The organism is Paenarthrobacter sp. CC6 (genome assembly GCF_040560085.1).
Classification (GTDB): Bacteria; Actinomycetota; Actinomycetes; order Actinomycetales; family Micrococcaceae; genus Arthrobacter; species Arthrobacter nicotinovorans.
Genome location: NZ_JARDAN010000010.1, coordinates 206,492 through 229,851, shown reverse-complemented (window position 1 = coordinate 229,851; position 23,360 = coordinate 206,492). Strand labels below are relative to the sequence as shown.

Here is a 23,360-nt window from a genome sequence, read left to right as displayed (position 1 = left end):
AGCGTAGTCGCGGGGAATGCTGTGGATGAAAGGCATTACGCGCCTTTGCTGTCAGGGAAGCTCGGTAGGCTAGACGCGTGAGTATTCAGAGCACAGGTCTTTTCATCGCGTTCGAAGGCGGGGACGGAGCGGGCAAGTCCACACAGGCCGCCCGGCTCTCCGACGCCCTCGAATCCCGGGGGCTCACCGTACTGCGCACCCGGGAACCGGGCGGCACCCCTATTGGCGAGAAACTGCGCTCCCTTGTGCTCGACCATGGCCACGGCACCATCGATGCCCGTACCGAGGCCCTGATGTTCGCCGCTGCCCGCGCGGCCCACGCGCATCAGGTCATCCGCCCGGCTTTGGTTCAGGGAACGGTGGTCATCACGGACCGCTATGTTGATTCCTCCGTCGCCTATCAGGGTGTTGGCCGCGGCCTGGGCGCTGAAGGCGTTTTGTCCCTCAACGAATGGGCCACCGAAGGCCTCCATCCGCACCTGACGGTACTGCTCGACGTCGACCCCGCCCATGGCCGCCGACGCCGCACCGCAGGGGACACCGCCGAGGACCGGTTGGAATCCGAGCCTGACGAGTTCCATTCAGCCATCCGCCACGCTTTCCTGGATCTGGCCGAGGCCGCACCATCGAGCTATCTGGTCCTGCCGGCCGGCGAGGAAATCGAGGCCTTGGCTGCCCGGATCCTGGAGCGCGTGGAGTCACTGTTGAGTGACCGGGTTCCCGGTTCACGCCAGTGAGCGTCTGGGACGACCTCCAGGGCCAGGCCCCGGTTGTCGCACAACTGAAGCAGGCGGCGCAGGGCGACACGGGCCTCACCCACGCGTGGCTCTTCACCGGTCCCCCCGGCTCGGGCCGTTCAAATGCGGCAAAAGCGTTCGCCGCGGCACTGAACTGTGAGCAGGATGATGTCACGCAGCGTGGCTGTGGTGTCTGCGCGGCGTGCCACACCATCCTCGGCGAGACCCACTCCGATGTGACCTTCGTGCGGACGGAAAAAGTCACCATCACCATCGATGAAGCCCGCGAGCTTGTTTCCAAGGCCGGAGACCGTCCGGCCACGGGCCGCTGGCGGATCATCGTGGTGGAGGACGCGGACCGCATGGCCGAACGCACCACCAATGTCCTGTTGAAGGCCATCGAAGAACCGACCCCGCGCACCATCTGGATGCTGTGTGCCCCTTCGCCGGCCGACGTCCTGGTCACCATCCGTTCGCGCTGCCGTCCGGTGAGCCTGCGGCTTCCGCCGGCTGCCGACGTCGCGGACCTCTTGGTCAGGCGCGACGGCGTCGAGCGCCAGCTTGCGGAGCGGGCGGCGCGGGCGGCCCAGAGCCATATCGGCATTGCCCGCCGCCTCGCCCGCGACGCGGATGCCCGGGAGCGCCGCCTGGAGACCGTTCGGATCCCCTTGGGCCTGCGGGGAGTCACGGCCGCTGTGATGATGGCCGAGAAGCTGGTCAAGATCGCCACGGAGGAAGCCAACAGCTCCAACGATGAACGGGACGCCGCTGAGAAAATAGCGCTGCTCGCGAGTCTTGGCGCCCCCGAGTCCGGGACTCTGCCGCCCTCCATGCGCAGCCAGGTCAAGCAGCTTGAGGATGACCAGAAGCGTCGCGCCAAACGCTCCATCACGGACTCCCTGGACCGTACCCTGACGGATCTGTTGTCCTTTTACCGGGACGTACTGATCATCCAATTGGGGAACGCCGTTGAACTGGTCAACGTTGAGCTGAAGGGTGATCTGGAAGAATACGCAGGCCGTTCAACGCCGGAAACCACCCTGGCCCGGATGGACGCCATCAACAAAGCCCGGGTCCGTATCACCACCACCAACGTGGCCCCGCTGTTGGCGGTCGAGTCCATGGCAACCAGCCTCATCCAGCAATAGGAGAACGCATGACGTCCGCACCCCGCCGGCCCGCCGGTAACCCTTCAAGGGACCGGTCTGCCCGGCTGTCTGCGGGTGGTGCTGTTCCTCGGGGGGCTGCACGACGTGGAACCCGCAGCCGCGGGTTCGCGGCGATGTGCGTGGCATTGGCGTCAATGCTGGTCCTCAGCGCCTGCACGGTGCCGTTCCTGCCGGCGCCCACCGCGAAGCCCTCCACCAGCACTGTGGATCCCTCCATCGCGGCCTCGGCCCCCAAGGGCCTGGAGAAGTTCTACTCGCAGTCCGTGGAATGGAGCTCTTGCGGAGACGGACTGCAGTGCGGCAAGATCCAGGTCCCCATGGATTACGCGCAGCCGGGTTCCGCGGAGATAACCCTCGCGGCCATCAAGCTGCCCAGCACCGGAGACAAAAAGGGCTCCATCCTGGTCAACCCCGGGGGTCCCGGGGGCTCGGGGGTGGACTTCATCAAAGATGCAGGCACCACGCACTTCACAGAAAAACTCCGGGCGAATTACGACGTCGTGGGCTTCGACCCCCGTGGCGTGAAGGACTCCGCGCCGGTCAAGTGCATGACCGACGCCGAGCGTGATGCCGCCAGGGCAAAGGTGTTCCGCAAGAACACCGACGAAGGCCTGGCAGCGGCGATAGCGTTCAACAAGTCCTTTGCCGAGCAGTGCGCCCAGGAGACAGGGCCCGTCCTAGGACACATTGATACCGTCAGCGCGGCCAAGGACCTCGACATCCTGCGTGCCGTGGTGAATGACGCCAAGCTCAACTACCTGGGCTTTTCCTATGGGACGTTCCTTGGGTCCACCTACGCATCGCTCTTCCCGGACAACGTTGGCCGGCTGGTCCTCGATGGAGCGGTGGACCCGTCCATCAGCAATGAGGAGCTGACCGCAGGCCAGGCCAAGGCGTTCGAAAAGGCAATCCACACCTACGTAGCCAGCTGCCAGAAGCAGAACCAGTGCCCTATGAGCGGGTCGGTGGAAAACGGTGTGCAGGAAATCAGGGACCTCATCAGCGCCGTGGACGAGAACCCGCAAACCGCCAAGGACGGCCGGTTGGTTACCGGCAACGACTTCGTCAACGGCCTCATCCTGCCCCTCTATAACGACCAGAGCTGGCCGGCACTGACCCAGGCCCTGGACAGTGCCTTCTCCGGCGACGTTTCGCAGATGATGCGGCTCGCCGACCTTGGCGCGGACCGCGAACCCAACGGAACGTACAGCTCCAACTCCGCTTTCGCTTTCCAAGCCATCAACTGCCTGGACTACCCCATGGTCATGGACACCGCAGGCATGCGTGCGGAGGAGGCCAGGCTCATCCAGGACTCCCCCACGTTCGGTGCATTCTTTGCCTACGGCGGCGTGAACTGCAAGGACTGGCCGTACCCGAACACCCGGACACCGGCGCCCGTCAAGTACAGCGGTGAAGCTCCCATCGTGGTGGTGGGCACCACGGGAGACCCCGCCACTCCCCTGGCGTGGTCGCAGTCGCTGCGCAAGCAGCTCGAGAACGCTTCCCTCGTCACGTGGGAAGGCGAGGGGCACACCGCCTACGGCCGCTCGAACTCATGCGTCAGCTCCGCCGTCGACGACTACTTTGTTGACGGAAAGCTGCCGCAGGACGGCCTCACCTGCTAGAGGTGCCTGGCTTCGCGTTTCTCCACCAGGAGCGGGAGCTGCTTGATGGAATCGACGACGGCGGTGGCGCCGGCCGCGCGCAGGGTTGCCTCTGAGTGTGAGCCGGTCAGCACCCCCGCGACGAGTGAGGCCCCCGAACGGACGCCCGAGAGCATGTCCGAGCTGGTGTCGCCCACCACGGCGACTTCGCGCACGTCATCGAGGTCGAGTGCGAGCACTGCGGTGAGGATCATGTCCGGGTAGGGTCGTCCGCGTCCGGCATCCGCCGGGCACAGACTGAGATCGGCCAGGCCCATCCACCCCAATGATTCGAGCACCATGTTCTGGGTGTGGCGTCCGAAGCCGGTGGCCAGGCAGACCTGCATCCCGGCCTCACGCATCCACAAGATGGCGTCTTCCGCTCCGGGAATGGGGCGGATGCCGCCGTCGGCAATCATGTCGTCGTACGCCCGTTCGAAGACGTTGTTGGCACTCCGGGCCACGGCAGGGTCCTCGAACAAGTGGCTGAAAACCGTCATTTTCGAGACGCCCATGGTGTCCCGGGCATAGCCGAGCATGCTCTCGAAACGGCTGCTGCCCGGCTCAATCCCGTGTTCCACCAGCGCCCGGGACATAGCCTGCCCGGTCCGGCCATCGTCGGTGATGGTAGTCCCCACCATGTCCACGACCGCCAGCTTCAGCCGGTTGGGTGTGTGGTTGGCGTCCCTGGTCAGTGCGTCCCCGGTCATTGAGCGGCTCCTTCAGCTGTGCTTCGCGGCGAGTGGACCCCGCCGCAGTTGATTCCCCAGCTTCCGGCGAGCGGGAAACCGCAGCCTGAACCGGGCCCGACGCCCGGGTGAACATCCCCGCAACGGCCGCCACCGTGCTCGTTTTGACCCGGGCGCGGTGCCTCTATTACAGTTATGTCTTGCGTGATCGCCCGGGAAACCGGGGATGAACGCGGTGCTTCCTTAGCTCAGTCGGTAGAGCGTTTCACTCGTAATGAAAAGGTCATCAGTTCGATTCTGATAGGAAGCTCAGACAAGGAACCCCCCGGAAATCATGTGATTTCCGGGGGGTTTCTTTTGCCCTTCGACGCCTCGGCGATGGTCGAAATATCGAACATATCCACCGGATAGTCGATATGTTCGAAATATTGATCAAAGGGGGATTTTGAGGTGGCACTGGTACCGCGCTTCTCCAAGCTTCAGGTTCGCCCATGAGCCGCCGGAAGACGGTCGCAACCTAGCCGATCAGCGCCCGGTACTTGGACCGCCGTGCCTGCAAGCCGGGCGCACCCCGCCGCGCCAGGCCTTGAAGCTCGACGGCGATCACCGCACCTACCCGGCGGCAGAACTCCACCGGGGCGGCCGCCGCATCCGGGACTTCCTCCACCACCACGTCCACTATTCCCCGGCCTGCAAGCACAGAGGCAGTGATGCCTTGGCTCTCGGCGAGCGCGGGAGCCTGGGACGTGGTCCTGTGCACGATCGCTGACGCCCCTTCCGGGGGCAGGGGTGCCAACCACGCATGCTGGGCTGCGATCGTACGGTCTGCCGGGAGCAAGGCCAGCGCCCCTCCCCCGGTTCCTTGACCCAGCAGGACTGACAACGTAGCTGTTCCCACTCCGAGGAGGTCGTACAACGAGCGGGCGATCTCGGCGGCGAGCCCGCCTTCTTCGGCCTCCCGGGAGAGGCAGGCCCCCGGTGTGTCGATAACGGTGACCAGCGGCAGCCGCAGTTCCTTGGCCAGACGCATCCCGCGCCGGGCATCCCGCAGCGAGGCCGGTCCCATCGCGTTGTTCCGTTGATGCCCCACCAGCACGCACGAGGTGGCGCCGAATCGGGCAAGGGCCACCAGCATGCCGTGGTCTTTGGTGCCATCACCCGCCCCACGCAGCAACACAACACTGCCCGCGGCATGCCGCAGGAGTTCAGCAGTGGATGGCCGCAGGGGATCCCGGGAACGGAGGACGGACTCCCAAGCAGTCTGCCCGGCTGCCCCGGCCGTGGCGGAGCTGGTGGACGGCAGCGCACCGCCGGCCACCACGTGCCCGGGCTGGAGCAGATCCAGCACCCGCCCAAAGTAGTCCCCCAACCCTTCAGGCGGAACCACGGCGTCCACCAATCCGTGGTCGAAGAGGTTCTCCGCCGTTTGGACACCAGAGGGGAAAGCCTCTCCATGCAGTGCCTCATAGACGCGCGGGCCCAGGAAACCCAGGAGCGCACCCGGCTCGGCAGCAGTCACGTGCCCGAGCGAACCCCACGATGCCATGACTCCCCCTGTGGTCGGATGCCGGAGGTACACCAAGTACGGCAGGCCCGCGGTTCGATGTGCCTGGACCGCGGCGACGATTTCCACCATCGCCAGGAACGCGCTGGTACCTTCCTGCATGCGGGTCCCTCCAGACGCCGGCATGGCGATGAGAGGCAAGCCCTGTTTGGTGGCGCGTTCGACGGCGGACACCAACCTTTGGGCGGCATCGCGCCCGATGGACCCGGCCAGGAAAGCGAAGTCGGAAACCACGACGGCGACCCGATGGTTCCGTATCCGGCCCTCCCCGGTGAGGATCGACTCATCGCTGCCTGATTTGCCGGCGGCGGCAGCCAGCTCGGCAGCGTACCCTTCAGGGACGGATGGGAAGACGTCGGCCCCGCGAACCGGGGCGTCCCACGAAAGGTAGCTCCCGGCGTCGAGCATTGTCTCCAGCAGTTCGCGCGCGCCGAGGCGCCGTCGCGTAGCCGTTTCAGTCATCAATGTCCTCCCCCGCGAGCCAGCCCCGGATCTCCTCGTTGTGCTGGTTGAGCACCGGAGGCGCACAATGGGCTCGCCGGGTGGCTTCCGCCCCGGAGACGTTGTCGAAGAAACGCAGCGGCGGTCCGGGCAGCGTGACAGCTCCGAGCACCGGGTGGTCAACGTCGATCAGCAGGCCTTGGGATGCCAGTTGGGGCCACTCATAGACCTCTTTCAAGGAGCGCACCTTCCCGGCGGGAATTCCCGCCGCGGCAAGTTTCGCCAGCAACGGTTCGGCGTCGTAGTCGGCAAACGCTGTTTCGACTACGTCGATCACGTGCGTGCGGTTCCGCACCCGATCAGCGTTGGTGGCAACGCCTTTGGCCGTGTGATCAAGGCCAAAGGCGGAGGTGAAGGCCGCCCACAGCTTCTGGCTGCCGACACTGATCTGCACACTTCCGTTCCGGCAACGGAAGAGCCCATACGGCGCGATGGAGGGGTGGTGGTTGCCCTGGGCTTCAGGCGACTCCCCCGCAACCGTCACCTTGGTCCCTTGGAAAGCATGGACCCCCACCAGTGATGCCAGGAGCGACGTCCGCACCACCTGCCCCTGGCCGGTCCGTTCGCGTTCCAGCAGGGCGGCGACCACCCCGTATGCCCCGTACATACCGGAGAGCAGGTCCGCGATGGGCACGCCCACGCGTTGTGGATCATCGGGTCCCGAGCCCGTCAGGGACATGAGCCCGGCCTCGCCCTGGAGGATCTGGTCGTAACCGCTGCGCTGTGATTCGGGACCATCGTGGCCAAATCCGGTGATGGACAGGATCACCAGGCGCGGGTAGATGGCGTGCATGGCGTCGGTGCTGAAACCAAGCCGCTCAAGCACGCCCGGCCGGAAGTTCTCCACCACCACGTCCGCACGTTCCAGGAGTTGGCGCAGGACTGTCCGGCCGTCGTCGCTCTTAAGGTCCAGGGCCAGGGACTCCTTGTTGCGGTTGCAGGAGAGGAAGTAGGTGGCCTGTGGATCGTCCTCGGGGCCGACGAAAGGCGGACCCCACCCGCGGGTGTCATCCCCCGTGCCAGGATTCTCGATCTTGATGACCCGTGCTCCCAGGTCGCCCATCATCATGGCCGCATGCGGGCCTGCGAGCGCCCGGCTGAGGTCCACCACGAGCCTGCCGGAAAGCGGGCCGCCGGTGTCCTGAAGCGCAGGTGCCGGTTCGGTCAATGCTGAAGTCATGGGGACGCTCCTTGCAGCTCAGTTGCCCAGGCGGGACAGGAGGACGGCGACGGCGGCAGAGATTCCCCCGGCCAGGGAACCTTCCAGCTCGGGGGCGAAGAAGGGCGAATGGTTGACCGGGACAGGTCCCGGACCGTCGAACACAGCACCCGGCGTACCGCCGAACATCCAGAACACGGAAGGGACGCCAATGGCCGTACCCAGGTGTCCAAAGTCTTCGCTGCCCATCATGGGCGGGGTCACCTCGACAGACTCAGCCCCCAACGCATCTCGCAGTGCCTCCAAAACAGAAGGAACGGCGTCGGGGTCGTTGTAGCACTGCGGGAAGCGGTACAGCTCTTCGATCTTCGGGCCCGGTGCTCCGGAGGCAGCTGCCTCGGCCTCAATGATGCGTCGGACACCGGTCAGGACCTGGCCTCGGACCTCTTCGTCGAAAGTGCGGATGTTGAGGGTGAACTCCGCGGAAGCCGGGATGATGTTCTCCTTAAGGCCGGCGTGGAAGGTTCCAACCGTTACGACGGCGGACTTCCGGGGATCCAGCTCGCGGGACACGATGGTCTGCAGCCGGGTAACCATGTGGGCTGCCATGACGATGGGATCGATGGAGTCCTGGGGCTGCGAGCCGTGCGACTGCTGTCCGTGGACCGTCACGCGGAGGGAATCGGCCATTGCTGCCACCGGACCGCTGGAAATCGATACTGTGCCCACGGGCCGTGGCATGACGTGCTGCCCGAACACGACCTCCGGGCGGGGAGCCCTGTCCCAGAGCCCGTCCTCCAGCATGGCCAGCGCCCCGGCGGCCGTTTCTTCACCGGGCTGGAAAATCAGCACCAGCGTCCCTGACCAGGCGTCCTGGTTTCCGGCGAGGATTTCCGCAGCTCCCAACAGGCTGGCCACGTGGGTGTCGTGGCCGCAGCCGTGCATTACCGGAACCTCGGAACCGTCCAGCATCCCCGTGTCCGTGCTGGCGTAGTCCAGGCCCGTGGCCTCTTCGATGGGCAGCCCATCCGTGTCCGCGCGGAACGCGACGACGGGCCCCTCACCGTTGCGCAGGATGCCGACCACTCCTGTCCCGCCGCAGCGGAAGTGGTCCGCACCGAGCCGGTCCAGCTGTTCCTCGATAAGGGCAGCCGTGGCGTGCTCCTGCATGGAGAGTTCGGGGTGTGCGTGGAGCCTGCGGTACAGCTCGTGGAGCGCCGTGGTCTGTTCGGTATCGAGCTGGAGGACAGTGGCGGTTTGGGTCATGGTCTTCTTCTTTCTGCTGCGTTCTGACGGTGTGGGGGGCGGCGGCTACTACTCGACGTGGACCGGTGTGGCGGCTGCAACCTGCTTTCCGCGGAAGAACCACGCCAGCAGGATGGTCCCCAGCACGGCGATCGCGGTGGACACCATGGCAAGCGACGGCACCAGGGGCAGCACCACGAAGACGACGACGGCGGACACCACCAGTGCGAACACGGTGGTGCGGGGCTGCTTCATGGAGACGATGGCCTGGACCAGCACCGCGCCGAGGACGGTGGGCAGGACGTACAGCCGGGTAACGGTCAGCACCGACGGCGGAATGACGCTGATGAGCCAGCTGCCCAGGAGGCCGACGAAGATGGCGAGCGAGACCAGGTGCACCACTGCGGCTCCGCAGATGGCAACAACGGCGGCCAGTTCGGCCCGCTTGCTTCCCGGCTTTGCGCCGATGTTGGTTTGGGCAATCAACGCCGCGGGCAGGAGCTTGTTGGAAATATTGCCGATCATGAATGCTTGGTACATAGCTGCAGGGCCGAGGATCGGGAAGTAGGTCAGCGGCTCGACGATCCAGATGATGCCGAATGTTGCGGCGACCGCGGCAAAGGCGATCCAGAGCTGGGCCGGCGCGATGTCCAAGCCGCCGGCGAAGACCAGGTACAAGGGACCGGCCACTGAGATGAGGAGTCCGGCGATCATGGTGATCTGCCCCCAGCGGGACGTGGTCCGGTTGAAGTCCGCCATGGCATTCGTGGTGGCTGAGGTGGTGAGGGTGGAGGTCATGATGTTGTTCCTTTCGTGTCCCTGACGGTCTCTCAGGCGGCCAGTCCGGGCGCGGCGGCCAGGAAAGCGGCACCAAGGCCAATGACGATTGAGAAGCCCAGGCCCCATTCGCGCAACCAGCTCTTGCCGAGCCGTTTGGCCAGCAGCAAGCAGAGCCCCATGACGGCGGCAGAGACGACGAAGGAGAGGACGTGGATGCCGGACTTGGGAAGTTCCGTCAGGCCAAGGCAGGAGAACGCACCGATCAATGCGGCTGCCGGGACAATCGCCATGGCGGCCGGATTCACCGAACGGATCTTGGCGTCACCCTTACGGAGGATTGGAGTGAGGATGAGGGTGGCCAGCATCCACATGGCTCCGCCGATGCTCATGGCGAAGAAGGCCACCGCGAAGACGCTTTGGGTGTAGCTGGCATCGCCGAGTTTGGCCCCCATGGACCCGGCAGCGATGCCCGCGGCCGAGACGTCGTAAGCTGCGGAGCCGATGAGGCCGATCCTGGAGAGGACCGCCGGTGCGCCGAACAGACCAAGGAGGGCGATGGCTACGAGGGAGACGGCGAGAGAAGGGCCGATCGCCGAAACCGCCCCGGACCGGAACGACGTCCGGATGTCTTGGCTGCTCATCTCCACGGAGGGGGCAGCACGTCGGGCCGCCTTCATGAAGATGACGGACTGGACGATGATGACGCCGAACACGCCTGCAACGCAGATCCAGAGAACCGGGTTGTTGGCTATGGCCAGGATGTCGCTGGAGCTGCCGGCAGCCAACGGCTGCGCTGTCAGGGGCTGAAATGCCTGGGGTTGGAACATGGAAACCTCCGCGTGAAAGCCCCTCCTGCAGTTCCCAACCGGACGACGTTGTGCGGCGCGGGCTACAGCTTGGGGCGGGTCCATGCCCATCGACCGGATCGGCCAGTGGGTTAGCAACACCTTCCGCTATGAGCCGGATCACATACAATAGCTGACGGAATCCGCCAAATATCTGGCCGAAACAGTCAAACGATGCCGCTTGGGCGGGGCGCCCTTCCGGGGTGCGATGTGACTCGGCACACTTTCAGCAAGCGAATATCCAGCAAAGGAGCACCATGTCCAGCACCATTGGCGAGCTGTCCGCCGTCGAACTCACCGCCGCGATCCGCAGCAAGGAAATCTCGGCGCGCGAAGCCTTGGACGATCATCTCCAGCGGATTTCGGATGTGAACCCGGTGATCAACGCCGTGGTGACGTTGGATGCCGAAGGCGCACGTGCCCTGGCGCTCAATGCCGATCAGCTGACGGCGTCCGGGGCCGAACTGCCTCCCCTGCATGGCCTGCCCATGACCCATAAGGACACGAACAACACTGCGGGCATGCGCACCACCCAAGGCTCCCTGGCGTTGCGCGACTTCGTGCCCGATGCCGACGACCTCATCATTGCGCGGCTCAAGTCGGCGGGCGTCGTCAGCACCGGCAAGTCCAACGTTCCCGAGTTCGGAGCCGGATCACACACGTTCAACGACCTCTTCGGAACCACCACCAACCCGTACGCGCCCGCCCTGAGCGCCGGGGGCAGCAGTGGCGGGGTGGCCGCCGTCGTCGCTTCCCGGATCCAGGCGATCGGCGACGGCAGCGACATGGGCGGTTCGCTCCGGATCCCGGCTTCGTTCTGCAACGTGGTGGGCTTCCGGCCGTCGACGGCGGTGATCCCCATGCCGTCCGATGTCAACGCCTATGCGTGGCTGGGAAGGACAGGGCCTATGGCCCGCAGCGTGGAGGACATTGCGTTGTTCATGTCCGTGACCGCAGGCAGCGATCCCCGAGTACCGCACCCCGAGGGGCTGGATCCCAAGGTTTTCCGCTCCAGCTTGGAGACGGACATGCGGGGTGTGCGGATCGGCTGGTCGCGCGACTTTGGCATCGGCGTGCCGGTGGAACCGGAGATCCTGGTGCACCTGGAACGGCAGTTGTCGGTGTTCGCAGACCTGGGGGCCATCGTCGAGGAAGCAACGCCGGACTTCAGCGAGGCTGACCTCGTTTTCGGGAACACCCGGGCCATGGACTTCGCCGCAGGACTGGGCCCGATCCTGGAGCGTTCCGGCGACGTCATCAAGCCGGAAGTGCATTGGAACGTGAACAAGGGGTTCGCGCTGACTGCCCGGGACCTCATCGAAACCACGGCTGCCAGGACTCGCCTGGAACGCAGCGTGCAGGAGTTCTTCGGCCGCTTCGATCTCTTCGCAAGCCCCTGCGCCCAGGTGCTTCCCTTCGACGCTACGCTTCGTTATCCCGACGACGTCGCGGGCGTTGCCTCCGAAACCTACCTGGACTGGATGCGCTCGGCGTGCCTGTTGTCCGCTACGGGGCTCCCCGTCCTCAGCGTCCCCGCCGGGTTCAGCTCCGCCGGGCTGCCCATCGGGCTTCAACTCGCTTCCAACCACTACACCGATATGCAGCTTCTCCGCTATGGGCGCGCCTTCGAGCAGCAGACGGGCTACGCCGCCGTCGCCCCTGTTGTCACAGCAGAACCGGCACGGCTTACGACGGTGAGCGCATGAGCCGACCACCGCGCTTGCGGGCATCGAGCAGGATGGAAACGTCCACGCCAGCGGCGTTCCGGGCCCATTCCGAATCGGTGATGAAGCGATAGAGGGACGACATGTCCTCCACAGTGACGTCCGCCATGATCTGATAGTCGCCGGCAATTGCCGCAGCATAGCGGACAGTGGGGAGCTCCGCGAGGCTCTTTCCCACCGGCTCGACCTGGTGCGGCGACGCCCGGATCCACAGCAGGGCCTCGACACCAAGACCGAAAGCGGCAGGCTCAACGATCGCCCGCAAGTGGACCTGGTTGTTGGTCAGCAGCCATTCGCTGCGCCGACGCGCCGTAGCCTCGGAAACACCAACCCGGCGCCCCAGCGCTTCGAAACTCATCCGGCCGTCGGCGCACAGCGCATCGATGAGCTCGTTGTCCTGGCGGCTGAGCTCCTGCCGCGGAACCAGGACGCCCGAATCAGGGGTCAGGGCTGAACGGAATGCCTCTACCCGGTCAGCGGTGAGGATCTCAGGCCGCCAACCTCGGATAGTGCGGAAGTACCGAAGAACGGGATAGCTGGTGGAATCGCGTAAACCAATAGTGGACGGCAACTCATCGGACAGGACGGTGCCCATACGGGACGGTTCAGTGAGGATCTCGGCCACACAGTCGCCGGTTCCCGTGGTGGTGTAGACGAACGTAGTGTCATTGCGCTGCGACAAGGCCTGAGCGGCGGCACGGACCGTTCCAGGCATGCATCGCATCTGCACCAGCACTACAGCGGGCCTGGGGCGGATCCCGACAACGGCCACCGCACCGGATTCCAGCAGCTGCGATCCACGGCGCGCCACTGTCCGCTCGGCTTCCCCGAGCACCGCGGCCATCTTGCGCCACGGGCAGCGGGGGTCCAACTGCAAGGCGGCAACGATCTGCCGTTCCAAGGGGTCAAACAGCACCATGCGCGCTCCGTCCGCTCCGGTTCATGGGTACGGGTCAATTTGACCACGGACTCCCGGAGCGGCGGAGCGCGGCGACGGTCAGCGTTCGGGGCTGAGCACCTTCGAGAACACCGCAGCTCCATTGGCGTTGCGCAGACTCACGGTGAACGAATCATCCGAACCGAGTTCCACATGCCCGAAGAACTGGTTCTCCCCGTTGCGCGGGGACTCACCCGGGAACCGGCCCGCCTTGGAAAACACGACGTCCGGCCCGAAGGTCCCGTCCATGTCGTTCGGGCCGAAAGAGCCGGCGTTGATGGGCCCCGCAACGAACTCCCAGAATGGCTGGAAGTCCTTGAAGGATGCCCGCTCCGGAGAATAATGGTGGGCGGCGCAGTAGTGGACGTCGGCGGTGAGCCACACCGTGTTCTTCACGCCATACTTCTTGAAGGCGCTCAAAACCCCGGCGATCTCCAGTTCCCGGCCCAGCGGCGCACCATTGTCCCGGTTGGACAGGCTCTCCTGGTTCACGGGACCGTCAGGCACCACGATGCCCAAGGGCAGGTCCGCGGCGATGACCTTCCAGGTGGCCTTGGACTGCCGGACTTCCTTGATCAGCCAGTCCACCTGCTCCTGGCCCAGGATGTTGGTGGTGTAGGGCTCCTTGCCGTCGGTGTTCGGCGACTTGTACGTCCGCATGTCCAGGCAGAAGATGTCCAGTTGCGGGCCGCGTGGAATCTTGCGGTAGATGCGTGCGGGCTGGTACTGGCCGGCGTCGTAGGTTCCGGGGCGCCACAGCGCCGCCGAGTCCGCGATCGGCATGTTCTCCTGCCACGCCTGCCGCCCGCGCGCGGCGAGGACGTTGGCGTTGCGTTCGGTATAGCGCGCGTCGTCCAGGACCTGGCCCGGGTACCAGTTGTTGTGCGTTTCGTGGTCGTCCCACTGCGCGATGACCGGCACGTCGGCGAACAAGGAACGCATGTTGGCGTCGAGGGAGTTGTAGCGGTGCCGGCCCCGGAATTCCTTGAGGGTTTCGGCTACTTTGGAGACTTCCTCGGTGACGATGTTGCGCCAGACCTGGCCGTCCTTCTCAATTACTGATTCCGCGATGGGGCCGTCGGCGTAGATGGTATCTCCCGAATGGATGAAGAAGTCCGGCCGCACGTCATGCATGGCCTTGTAACCGCGCATGCCGCCGATCTCCTCGTTGATGCCCCAGCCTTGGCCGGCGGTATCGCCGGTCCAGACGAAGGACTGGGAGGACGACGCCGGCCTGCCGCCTCCGCGGCCGCCCGACGTGCCGCCGTCGTTGGGTTCCTTGTTTCCTGGGGCCGTGCTGAAAGTGCCTTGCCCGGCTTCGCCCATGCCGTTCTCATCCTCAAAGTTCAGCTCCAGCCTGAACCTGGTGCCCGCAGGCAGTCCCTTGGCGTGGATTTTCGCGGTGAAGTCACTGGCTTCCGTGGCCAGAGGTCCACGAATGGTTCGGCTGAACCCGTAGCGTCCACGCAGGAGCTCCCCGGCGTCGTCGATGGCGTTGAGGGTGGCGGTGAGACGTCCGGGTCCTGAGGCGCGCGACCACAGGACGGCCGAATCCGTGGTGACGTCCCCGGTGGCAATGCCCGTGGGGAGGGTGAGTCGCTTGCGGACCAGCGGGATGGCTGCAGGTGCTGCGCCGGCCGGGCCGGCGGCCCCTACGGTGAGGCCGGCCAGCGTAAGGCCGGCGAGGGAGGACTTGACGAGGGTGCGGCGTGAAAAGTCGGTCATGGCATCCACCTTTTCCGGCCGTCATGAACGGAATGTGAGGGTGGGGTGAAGATTTTCGTGGGTTGCCAGTCCTGAAGGGAGCACACTTTGCGGGCCCGGATCCCGGGGTGGGGTGCCGATCTCGACCCCGCCGACCACCCCTCCTACCCCCGCGAACAACCAGGCATCGAGACTGGCGCGCACTGGGACTTCCCCGAGCGCCGGCCTGAGAAATGGCCCCGGGAAGCGAAGGCCGGATCGTCCGCTGGCTGCTGCTCGTTGCAGGCGCCGTCGTCGTGCTCAGGTCCCAACGGAAGGTCCGCTCAAGCTGACCTGCCAGCAGGACCCTGCAGGCTAGGTATCTCTTCCTGAATGGCGTGTTGCCCGCGTGGAACTTTCGCGCACAACAAGGGTGGGCGCGATCGGGGTGCGGTCAACCTCACGCCCCTCCATGGCGCCCAGGAGGACCTCCATGCTCATGTGCGCCAGGGCTGTGAAGTCCTGGCGCACAGTGGTCAGCGGGGGCAGGAAATAGTCTGAACCTTCGATGTCGTCGAAGCCCACCACACTGACGTCCTCCGGGACACGGATTCCATTTTCGGTCAAGGCCCGTATGAGTCCGAGTGCCGTATGGTCGCTGGCTGCAAAAACAGCTTGGGGAACCTTTCCCTCCCGGACAAGGCGGAGGCCGGTTTCATAGGCCCATCGGGGACTCCAATCGCCCTCCAGGCACAGCCCCGGCGGAAGTCCGGCGTCGCCCAGGGCTGCCTCCCAGCCGCGCTTGCGCACGCGCCCGTCAAACCAGTCCATGGAGCCTGCCAAGTGCGCGATGTCGGTGTGGCCGAGGTCGATGAGATGCTGGGTGGCGAGCCGGGCTCCGAGTTCCTGGTTTTCCGAGTAAGTGAAGACATTCGGAGTTGATGACGCTCCTGCCGCGATCATTTCCACGGGTACCCGGCAGGAGGCATTCCAGACAGCCGACGCCATGTCGACCAAGGGTGCGACGACGATGATGCCCCCAACGCCGGTGTCGTCCAGAGTGTCCAAGGCCGCCTGCACGGACTCGTCGTAGGGTTTATCCACGCTGATGACTGTTGTGGCATACCCCTTCTTCCGTGCAACGGTTTCCAGGGCCATGAGTGTCCCTACCGGACCGAACCGCGGGGAACCATCAGAGAGCAGCCCGATGGATGTTGACCGGTTGGTGACAAGGGCAGTGGCTGCCCGGTTCCTGCGGTAGCCGATGTCCTTTATGGCCTGCAGGACGCGTTCCCGGGTGGCCGCACTCACGTCCGGGGCGTTGTTCAGGACGCGGGAGACAGTACCAAAGGACACGCCCGCAATCTCCGCCACATCGTTGATGGTCGGCTTCCGCCGCAACGTGGCTCCTGTTTGCCCGTTCGCTCCACGTGGAACCGTTATGCCTGACACGCTCTCTCCTGTCCCCACACCGTCCAACCGGGCCGATGCGTACCAATACTACGTGCGCCCGTCCCATCCGGTTACTTCGAAATGGGCGGGGCGTGATGTTTGACACTCTCTACCGTAAACGTTTACGATCGGTTCCGTAAACGTTCACGGAACTCCCGTTAGCGATTACGGTCCGGGTTCACCAAGGATGAAGCGGACCGCCCCCGCAGACTCTTCGGCGTCCACCATCGACGGTTCCGCCGAGAAGGGTCCGTCCGCCCTAACACCGGTTGCAGGCGCGCTCGTTCCCGCCCTCCACCACCACATCCCCTCATAAGCACTGGAGAACAATGATGATCCGCAGGCTTCCCCTCGTGGCTTTGGCCGCTGTCCTGTCACTTTCCGTAGCCTCGTGCAGCAGCTCGGCGGCGAGCACGTCGAACGCACCCGACGCCGGCGTGTCCGAAAAGGCCCAGCAGGCCCTCGACAAGATCAAGGGCCAGGTCCTGAGCAAGGGCCCCAACGGCGAATCCCCCTCCCCGGCATCCGTGTCAGATCTGACGCCGGAGGAGATCGAGAAGATCAAGGCACTCAACGCCAAGGCAGCAATCGTGATGCACTACGGCGGCAACGACTGGGCAACGGCCCAGGTCAACGGCCTCAAGAGTGAATTCGAAAAGCTCGGCATCAAGGTCATCGCGACAACGGACGCGAATTTCAAGCCGGACAAGCAGGTTTCGGATATCGAGACCGTCATGACGCAGGACCCGGATGTCATCGTCTCCATCCCCACGGACCCGGTGGCCACGGCCTCCGCGTACAAAAAGGCTGCGGCTGCCGGCACAAAGCTCGTCTTCATGGACAACGTCCCCCAGGGTCTGACTCCCGGCACGGACTACGTTTCAGTTGTTTCGGCTGACAACTACGGCAACGGCGTCGTCTCCGCTCACCAGATGGCCAAAGCCCTGGGCGGCAAGGGAAAGATCGGCCTCGTGTTTCACCAAGCCGACTTCTTCGTGACCAAGCAGCGACACGAAGGGTTCAAGGAGACTATCGCCAAGGAATACCCCGACATCCAGATCGTCGAAGAAAAGGGCATCGCGGGCCCGGACTTCGCTGGAGACGCACAGGCTGCTGCCAACGCGATGATCAGCAAGTACCCTGACCTGGCCGGCATCTGGGCCGTGTGGGACGTCCCGGCTGAAGGCGTCATGGCGGCGGCCCGCGCGGCCGGCCGGCAGGACCTGAAAATCGCCACGGAAGACCTCGGCAAGAACGTGGCCATCGCCCTGGCCAAGGACGAACTCGTCGTCGGCCTCGGCGCCCAGGTTCCGTTCGACCAGGGTGTCACCGAAGCCCGGCTCGCGGCAGGAGCACTTCTCGGCAAGCAAGCACCTCCGTACGTGGCCCTGAGCGCCCTCCCTGTTGACCACTCGAACGTCCTTGAAGCCTGGAAGCAGGTCTACCACGAGGACGCTCCCAAGGACATCCAGGACTCCTACAAGAAGTAGCCAGATCCTACGGTGCGGGGGCCCAGGCCCCCGCACCGCGCCGAAAGGGCGGGAAATGAACACCGCAGACAATGTCGTCGAGATGCGCTCGATATCCAAGGCCTTCAACGGCGTGTCCGTTCTGAAGGATGTCGGCTTCGATGTCCGCAAGGGCGAGGTCCACGCACTGGCCGGGGGCAACGGGGCCGGCAAGTCCACCCTCATGAAGATCCTCCAGGGCGTCTACCAGACGGATGCCGGAGAAATCCTCATTGGCGGCAAACCGGCCGCCATCAACTCGATCCAGGATGCGAAGTCCGCCGGAATCGGGATGGTTTTCCAGGAATTCAGCCTCGTACCCAGCCTTACCGTTGCCCAGAACATCTTCCTTGGCGCAGAGCCGCTCGGCCGGGGCGGCCTCATCGATGACCGCGCCGCGGTGCGACGGGCCAAGGAAGTCTTCGCCGAGATGGAGGTCGACGTCGACGCCGGCGCCCAGGTCTCGCGGCTTGGCACCGCCTATTGGCAGCTGACCGAGATCGCCAAAGCCCTCGCACAGAACGCACAAGTGCTGATCATGGATGAGCCCACGGCAAGTTTGGCCCGGCACGAGTCCGAGGCGCTCTTCGAATTGATCGACCGCCTCAAGCAGCGCGGAATCTCCATCATCTACATCTCCCACCGCATGGATGAGGTGTACAGGTTGGCGGACCGGATCACCATCCTGCGCGATGGAAGGCACCTCTTCACCGAGCCACTGACGAAGGTCACTCCCGAACAAATCGTCGAAGGAATCGTGGGCAAGAAGGTCGAGGGCCAACTTTCCTATCGGGCGCGGAACGATGTGGGCACCGACGTCGAGCCACTGTTGGAAGTGCGCGGGCTGAACGCGGGCCTACGGGTCCGGGACGTTTCTTTCGCACTGCGGCCCGGCGAAATCCTCGGCCTGGCCGGGCTCATGGGCAGCGGGCGGACAGAACTCGCGCGGGCACTTTTCGGCATCGACAAACTGGACAGCGGGCAGGTCCTCATCCGGGGCAGGAAAGTTGCCCTGGCATCTCCGCAGCAGGCCATCAACGCCGGTATCGCCCTTGTCCCGGAGGATCGCAGGGCACAAGGCCTCGTCCTGGAACACTCGGTCCAGGACAACCTGCTGCTGCCGCTCCTGAAGCACATTCAGCGTGGCCCCCTTCTTGATGGCGCCAAGGGCAACGAGTTGTCCGCGTCGCTGATCAAGAGGTTCGCAGTCAAGGTCGCCCACCCCCACCGGCCCGTGCGGCTGCTCTCGGGCGGCAACCAACAAAAGGTGGTCATCGCCAAGTGGCTGGGCACCGATCCCGACATCCTGATCCTCGATGAGCCGACGGCCGGCGTCGACATTGGCACCAAGAGCGAAATCCTGGACATGATCCGCGAACTGGCAAGCGATGGCAAAGCCATCATCGTCATCTCCTCCGAGTATCCCGAACTACTCGCGGTCAGCGACCGCGTCCTCGTCCTCAAGGACGGCTCCATCATCCGCGACATCCCCCGCAGCGACATTGCTGACGAGGAATATCTACAACTTGCAGTCCAGGGAGTCTGAACAGTGAGCAAGACAAACACCATCGCGCCACGGGACACCGGGGCACCCCGCAACGTCGGCACCATCCTGAAGGACCTCGACTGGCGGCGCTACGTCATTTACATCGGCTTCGTCGTCGTCTTCCTGATCTTCGCGGTCCTGCTGCGCGACCAGGGATTCATGTCACCGAACAACCTGCTGAACATCTTCCGGCAGACGGCCACCATCACCGTCATCGCAGTGGGCATGACCTACGTCATCGCCTGCGCCGAGATCGACCTGAGCGTGGGATCCGTCGCCGGCCTCTCCAGCGTCTGCACCGCTATGGCCCTGTCCCAATGGGGCCTGGTCCCGGGCATACTTGCCGGACTGGCCGTGGGCCTCGTGGTCGGATCGGTCAACGGCGCACTGGTCAGCCTCCTGGGCATCCCTTCCTTCCTCGTGACACTCGGCATGCTCGGCATTGCCGTGGGCGTCGCGCAGTGGATCACCGCCTCAGCGCCCCAGCCCATCCTGGACGACACCTTCAACACGGTGTTCGGATCCGGGAACTTCGGACCCATTCCGGGCCTTGTGGTGTGGAGCGGCATCTTCGTAGCCATCGGCGCCGTCGTGCTGAACCGGACCAAATTCGGCCGGCAGGTCCTGGCAACGGGTGGCAACCGCAACGCCTCCGAATTCACTGGCATCAATACAAAGCGCATCAAGTTCCAGGTGCTGCTGATCTCCGGCATGGTTGCCAGTGTTGCCGGAATGCTCTACGCCGGCCGCCTCCAGTCCGGACGGTTCCAGTGGGGCGCCGGTGACGAACTCTCAGCCATCGCTGCGGTCATCCTGGGTGGGACCAGCCTCTTCGGCGGATTCGGCTCCATCATCGGAACCCTTTTCGGCGCCCTGTTGATCGGCCTGATCAACAACGGACTGATCCTTGCAGGCCTCGACAGCAGCCAGCAGCAAGTAGTGCGCGGAGCCATCATCATCCTTGCAGTCGCCCTCGCCCGGAAGAAGTGACAGTCCATGGCCTCCACACCACGTGCCGGGATTATCGGCACAGGATTCATGGGCACAGTCCACTCCCATGCTGTCCGGGCCGCAGGAAGCACGGTCAGTGCAGTAGCCGGGAGTAGTTTGGCCAGTGCCGAGGCCGCTGTGGCCCGATTGGGTGCACAGGCCGCGGCCGGCTCCCCCGAAGCCCTGATTGCCCGCGATGACGTGGACGTCGTCCACATCTGCACCCCAAACGCCACCCATGCGGACCTTGCACGCTTGGCCATCGCCGCCGGCAAGGCCGTCATCTGCGAGAAACCCCTGGCCACCACCATTGAGGACGCCAAGGAACTGACGGACCTTGCAGAACAGGCAAATGTGGTCACCGCCGTGCCCTTCGTCTACAGGTTCTATCCGGCAGTCCGGGAGGCCCGCGAGCGCATCCACAACGGGGAGGCAGGCCGCCTCTGGCTGCTGCACGGATCCTATCTGCAGGACTGGCTGGCAGGTGCAGCGGCAACAAACTGGCGGGTCGACTCCAAGCTCGGAGGAGCGTCCAGGGCCTTCGGTGACATCGGAGTGCACTGGTGCGACCTGATGGAGTTCACCACGGGACACCGCATCTCCAGGATCATGGCCAGTACCAGCCGGGCCCATGAACAACGCGAAAGCCTTGGCCAGTTGTCCCCGGTATCAACTGAGGACGGGGCAACACTGCTCTTCGAAACCGACAAGGGGGCCACCGGTTCGTTGGTGGTGAGCCAAGTTAGTCCAGGAAGAAAAAACCGCCTCTGGTTCTCTTTCGATGGAACTGCGGCATCGTTCAGCTTCAACCAGGAAACACCGGACACCCTGCACATCGGACGCGTGGATTCCACTTCGCACATTCCTGTGGGGCCGGAGACCCTGTCCACCCCGGGCGGCGGGCGCTACGCCAAGCTCCCGGCGGGTCACCCCCAGGGGTACCAGGACAGCTTCAACGCTTTCGTCGCTGACACATATGCAGCTGTCCAAGGACACGAACCCGAGGGCCTGCCCACCTTCCGGGATGGCCTCCGGGCAGCACTCCTCACGGACGCAGTGGTTACCTCCGCGGCACGACAGTCATGGGTGGACGTTCCCACCGGCAACCTCTTCGATTTTCCCAGCTCTTCTCCGGCAGTTGAAAGGCAAATGCAATGAAACTTGGTTACTGTTCCATCACCTGGGGCGGGGTCGTCGGACACCCGCAAGGCGTGACCAGCGTCAAGGACCTTTTCTACATGACCCACGGATCCATGCGCGACGCCGTGCGTGACATCGCCGCCGTCGGCTATGAGGGCGTGGAGATGTTCGACGGAAACCTGGTCGAATATGCCGACAAGCCGGAGGAACTCAAAGAGATCCTCAGCAGCAACGGAGTCGTGCTGACGAGTGTCTACACGGGGGCCAACTTCATCTACGCCGACATCCTTCCCGACGAGATGCACCGAATCCAGAAGGCCGCAGAACTGGCTGCGAACTTCGGAGCTGAACGGCTGGTGGTTGGCGGCGGCGCGCGCCGGGCTGCTGGAACCACCGAACAGGACTATTACCTGCTGGGCCAGGCGCTGGACCGCGTAGCGGACATCGCGGAGAGCTTCGGCCTGTCCGCGAGCTACCACCCGCACCTCAGCACCATCGTGGAGAGCCCGGACGAGCTGGAAAAGCTCATGCCGCTGACCAGGATCGGGTTCTGCCCGGACACGGCGCACCTTGCGGCAGGCGGGGCGGACCCGGCCGCGGTTATCCGCAAGTACTCCGACAGAATCCAGCATGTCCACCTCAAGGACTTCCAACAAGACCCGTTCAACTTCCTCCCCCTGGGCGAAGGTGAGCTCGATTTCCCGGACATCATCGCTGCGATCCGGGAGAGCGCCTACGACAGCTGGCTCATGGTCGAACTCGACAACTACGACGGCGACCCCGCCGAAGCAGCAAAAATCAGCAAGAAATACCTCGAGACACTCCTCTAAGCAATCCTTACGGAAGGACCTGATCCACATGCAAAACCTCAACGTTGGCCTTATCGGTGGAGGCTTCATGGGCAAGGCCCACTCCTTGGCCTATGCCGCCATGCCTATGTTCTTCTGGCCTGCCCCGGCATTGCCGGTCCGCAAAGTCATCGCCGAGGCGAACCCCGAGCTGGCCGCAGAAGCCGCCAGGCGCTTCGGTTTCGAGAACTCGACCTCGGACTGGCGGTCCATCATCGACGATCCCGACATTCACGTCGTCGACATCGCGACGCCGAACCACCTTCACGCCGAAATCGCCATCGCCGCCGCCGAGGCGGGCAAGCACATCATTTGCGAGAAGCCCCTCGCACGCACCGGCGAAGAGTCCAAGGCCATGTATGACGCCGTCAAGGACAAGGACATCGTCCACATGGTCGCCTTCAACTACCGGCGCACTCCAGCCGTTGCACTGGCAAAGAAGTACATCGAAGAAGGTGCCATTGGCCAGATCCTCAGCTTCCGCGGAACCTATCTCCAGGACTGGAGCGCCGACCCGAACTCGCCGCTGTCATGGCGGTTCCAGAAGTCCATCGCAGGTTCCGGCGCGCTTGGCGATATCGCGACCCACGTCATAGACATGGCGCGGTACCTCGTGGGAGAGTTCAGGGCCGTCAACGCAGTCCTGTCGACGTGGATCCCCGAGCGGCCACTCCAATCCGGCGGGGCCGATGCCCTCGGCACCGTGCGCGGCGGCGAGGGCCCGAAGGGCCCGGTTGACGTCGACGACGAAGTGATGACCATGATCCGTTTCGCAAATGGAGCGGTTGGATCGGTCGAAGCCACACGCAACGCGCACGGCAGGAACAACTACATCACCTTCGAAATCCATGGAACCGAAGGCAGCATCGTCTTCAACTACGAGCGACGCGACGAGCTCCAGGTTTGCTTCGCTTCAGACCAAGCAGACCGTCGCGGGTTCCGGACCATCTACACAGGCCCGGCCCACCCCTACGGTGAGGGGCTGTGGCCCATTCCGGCCCTGGGCATCGGCTATGGAGAGACCAAGATCATCGAGGCCCATGACTTCTTCAAAGCCATCGCCGAAGGCGGAAGCGTTAGCCCCAACTTCGCCGACGGCTACCAAGTCGCCCTCATCGATGACGCGATCGTCGAATCCGCGGCCAAAGAGTCCTGGGTTGAGGTTCCACAAATCACCGATTGATCCCTTTCGGGAGGGAC

General features: G+C 64.4%; 19 protein-coding genes and 1 tRNA gene. 11 read left to right on the top strand and 9 right to left on the bottom strand.

The window, feature by feature from the left end; translation table 11 throughout:
- Nucleotides 1–77 precede the first annotated feature (77 nt).
- Genes tmk through PV760_RS12885 form a run of 3 tightly spaced genes read left to right on the top strand, consistent with a single transcriptional unit; the run spans nt 78 to nt 3,531 of the window.
- Complete coding sequence (gene tmk / locus PV760_RS12895) at nt 78–737, top strand: dTMP kinase (protein ID WP_079581505.1); 660 nt, start codon at nt 78–80, stop codon at nt 735–737.
- Nucleotides 734–1,885 carry a DNA polymerase III subunit delta' gene (locus tag PV760_RS12890; protein WP_055973292.1) on the top strand — a complete coding sequence of 384 codons (1,152 nt, stop codon included), beginning with the start codon at nt 734–736 and terminating at the stop codon, nt 1,883–1,885. The genes tmk and PV760_RS12890 overlap by 4 nt, the downstream gene beginning before the upstream one ends.
- Nucleotides 1,886–1,893: 8 nt before the next feature.
- Nucleotides 1,894–3,531 carry an alpha/beta hydrolase gene (locus tag PV760_RS12885; protein WP_281445080.1) on the top strand — a complete coding sequence of 546 codons (1,638 nt, stop codon included), beginning with the start codon at nt 1,894–1,896 and terminating at the stop codon, nt 3,529–3,531.
- On the opposite strand, the gene PV760_RS12880 is transcribed toward PV760_RS12885, so the two are convergent.
- The gene (locus PV760_RS12880; RefSeq protein WP_281445079.1) at nt 3,528–4,259 is read right to left on the bottom strand and encodes an HAD family hydrolase; all 732 of its coding nucleotides are present in this window, start codon (nt 4,257–4,259) and stop codon (nt 3,528–3,530) included. The genes PV760_RS12885 and PV760_RS12880 overlap by 4 nt on opposite strands.
- 216 nt (nt 4,260–4,475) lie before the next feature.
- Here PV760_RS12880 and PV760_RS12875 point away from each other — a divergent pair.
- Nucleotides 4,476–4,548, top strand: a tRNA-Thr gene (locus tag PV760_RS12875).
- 207 nt (nt 4,549–4,755) lie between these two features.
- Here the strand turns inward: PV760_RS12875 and PV760_RS12870 are convergent.
- From PV760_RS12870 to PV760_RS12850, 5 genes are read right to left on the bottom strand one after another with little or no spacing between them, the layout of a single operon-like run.
- Nucleotides 4,756–6,264 carry a carboxyl transferase domain-containing protein gene (locus PV760_RS12870; protein WP_354627908.1) on the bottom strand — a complete coding sequence of 503 codons (1,509 nt, stop codon included), beginning with the start codon at nt 6,262–6,264 and terminating at the stop codon, nt 4,756–4,758.
- The gene (locus tag PV760_RS12865; protein ID WP_354627907.1) at nt 6,257–7,483 is read right to left on the bottom strand and encodes a CaiB/BaiF CoA transferase family protein; all 1,227 of its coding nucleotides are present in this window, start codon (nt 7,481–7,483) and stop codon (nt 6,257–6,259) included. Before PV760_RS12865 ends, PV760_RS12870 begins: the two co-directional genes overlap by 8 nt.
- Before the next feature lie 18 nt (nt 7,484–7,501).
- On the bottom strand, nt 7,502–8,728 hold the full coding sequence (locus tag PV760_RS12860) for an amidohydrolase (RefSeq protein WP_354627906.1): 1,227 nt from the start codon (nt 8,726–8,728) through the stop codon (nt 7,502–7,504).
- A gap of 48 nt (nt 8,729–8,776) precedes the next feature.
- Nucleotides 8,777–9,505 carry a hypothetical protein gene (locus tag PV760_RS12855; protein WP_354627905.1) on the bottom strand — a complete coding sequence of 243 codons (729 nt, stop codon included), beginning with the start codon at nt 9,503–9,505 and terminating at the stop codon, nt 8,777–8,779.
- Between the two features lie 32 nt (nt 9,506–9,537).
- The gene (locus PV760_RS12850; protein ID WP_354627904.1) at nt 9,538–10,314 is read right to left on the bottom strand and encodes a DUF5058 family protein; all 777 of its coding nucleotides are present in this window, start codon (nt 10,312–10,314) and stop codon (nt 9,538–9,540) included.
- A gap of 275 nt (nt 10,315–10,589) precedes the next feature.
- On the opposite strand from PV760_RS12850, the gene PV760_RS12845 reads away from it, so the two are divergent.
- A complete protein-coding gene (locus PV760_RS12845; protein WP_354627903.1) occupies nt 10,590–12,038 on the top strand; it encodes an amidase family protein in 1,449 nt (482 codons plus the stop codon).
- On the opposite strand, the gene PV760_RS12840 is transcribed toward PV760_RS12845, so the two are convergent.
- From PV760_RS12840 to PV760_RS12830, 3 genes are all read right to left on the bottom strand, one after another.
- A complete protein-coding gene (locus tag PV760_RS12840) occupies nt 12,019–12,975 on the bottom strand; it encodes an Lrp/AsnC family transcriptional regulator (RefSeq protein ID WP_079581514.1) in 957 nt (318 codons plus the stop codon). The two genes, PV760_RS12845 and PV760_RS12840, sit on opposite strands and share 20 nt — an antisense overlap.
- 78 nt (nt 12,976–13,053) lie before the next feature.
- A complete protein-coding gene (locus PV760_RS12835) occupies nt 13,054–14,718 on the bottom strand; it encodes an alkaline phosphatase D family protein (protein WP_354627902.1) in 1,665 nt (554 codons plus the stop codon).
- A gap of 333 nt (nt 14,719–15,051) precedes the next feature.
- Nucleotides 15,052–16,128, bottom strand: coding sequence for a LacI family DNA-binding transcriptional regulator (locus PV760_RS12830; protein ID WP_275778019.1), 1,077 nt, complete (start codon nt 16,126–16,128; stop codon nt 15,052–15,054).
- A 329-nt stretch (nt 16,129–16,457) separates the two neighbouring features.
- Between PV760_RS12830 and PV760_RS12825 the strand changes: the two genes are divergently transcribed.
- From PV760_RS12825 to PV760_RS12800, 6 genes are read left to right on the top strand one after another with little or no spacing between them, the layout of a single operon-like run.
- On the top strand, nt 16,458–17,618 hold the full coding sequence (locus PV760_RS12825) for a substrate-binding domain-containing protein (protein WP_018777917.1): 1,161 nt from the start codon (nt 16,458–16,460) through the stop codon (nt 17,616–17,618).
- 55 nt (nt 17,619–17,673) lie between these two features.
- Nucleotides 17,674–19,182, top strand: coding sequence for a sugar ABC transporter ATP-binding protein (locus tag PV760_RS12820; RefSeq protein ID WP_354627901.1), 1,509 nt, complete (start codon nt 17,674–17,676; stop codon nt 19,180–19,182).
- Between the two features lie 3 nt (nt 19,183–19,185).
- On the top strand, nt 19,186–20,172 hold the full coding sequence (locus tag PV760_RS12815; RefSeq protein ID WP_039239756.1) for an ABC transporter permease: 987 nt from the start codon (nt 19,186–19,188) through the stop codon (nt 20,170–20,172).
- 6 nt (nt 20,173–20,178) lie between these two features.
- Complete coding sequence (locus PV760_RS12810; RefSeq protein WP_039239755.1) at nt 20,179–21,330, top strand: Gfo/Idh/MocA family protein; 1,152 nt, start codon at nt 20,179–20,181, stop codon at nt 21,328–21,330.
- On the top strand, nt 21,327–22,142 hold the full coding sequence (locus PV760_RS12805) for a sugar phosphate isomerase/epimerase family protein (RefSeq protein WP_354627900.1): 816 nt from the start codon (nt 21,327–21,329) through the stop codon (nt 22,140–22,142). Before PV760_RS12810 ends, PV760_RS12805 begins: the two co-directional genes overlap by 4 nt.
- A 28-nt stretch (nt 22,143–22,170) precedes the next feature.
- A complete protein-coding gene (locus tag PV760_RS12800; protein ID WP_039239753.1) occupies nt 22,171–23,343 on the top strand; it encodes a levoglucosan dehydrogenase in 1,173 nt (390 codons plus the stop codon).
- Nucleotides 23,344–23,360 lie beyond the last annotated feature (17 nt).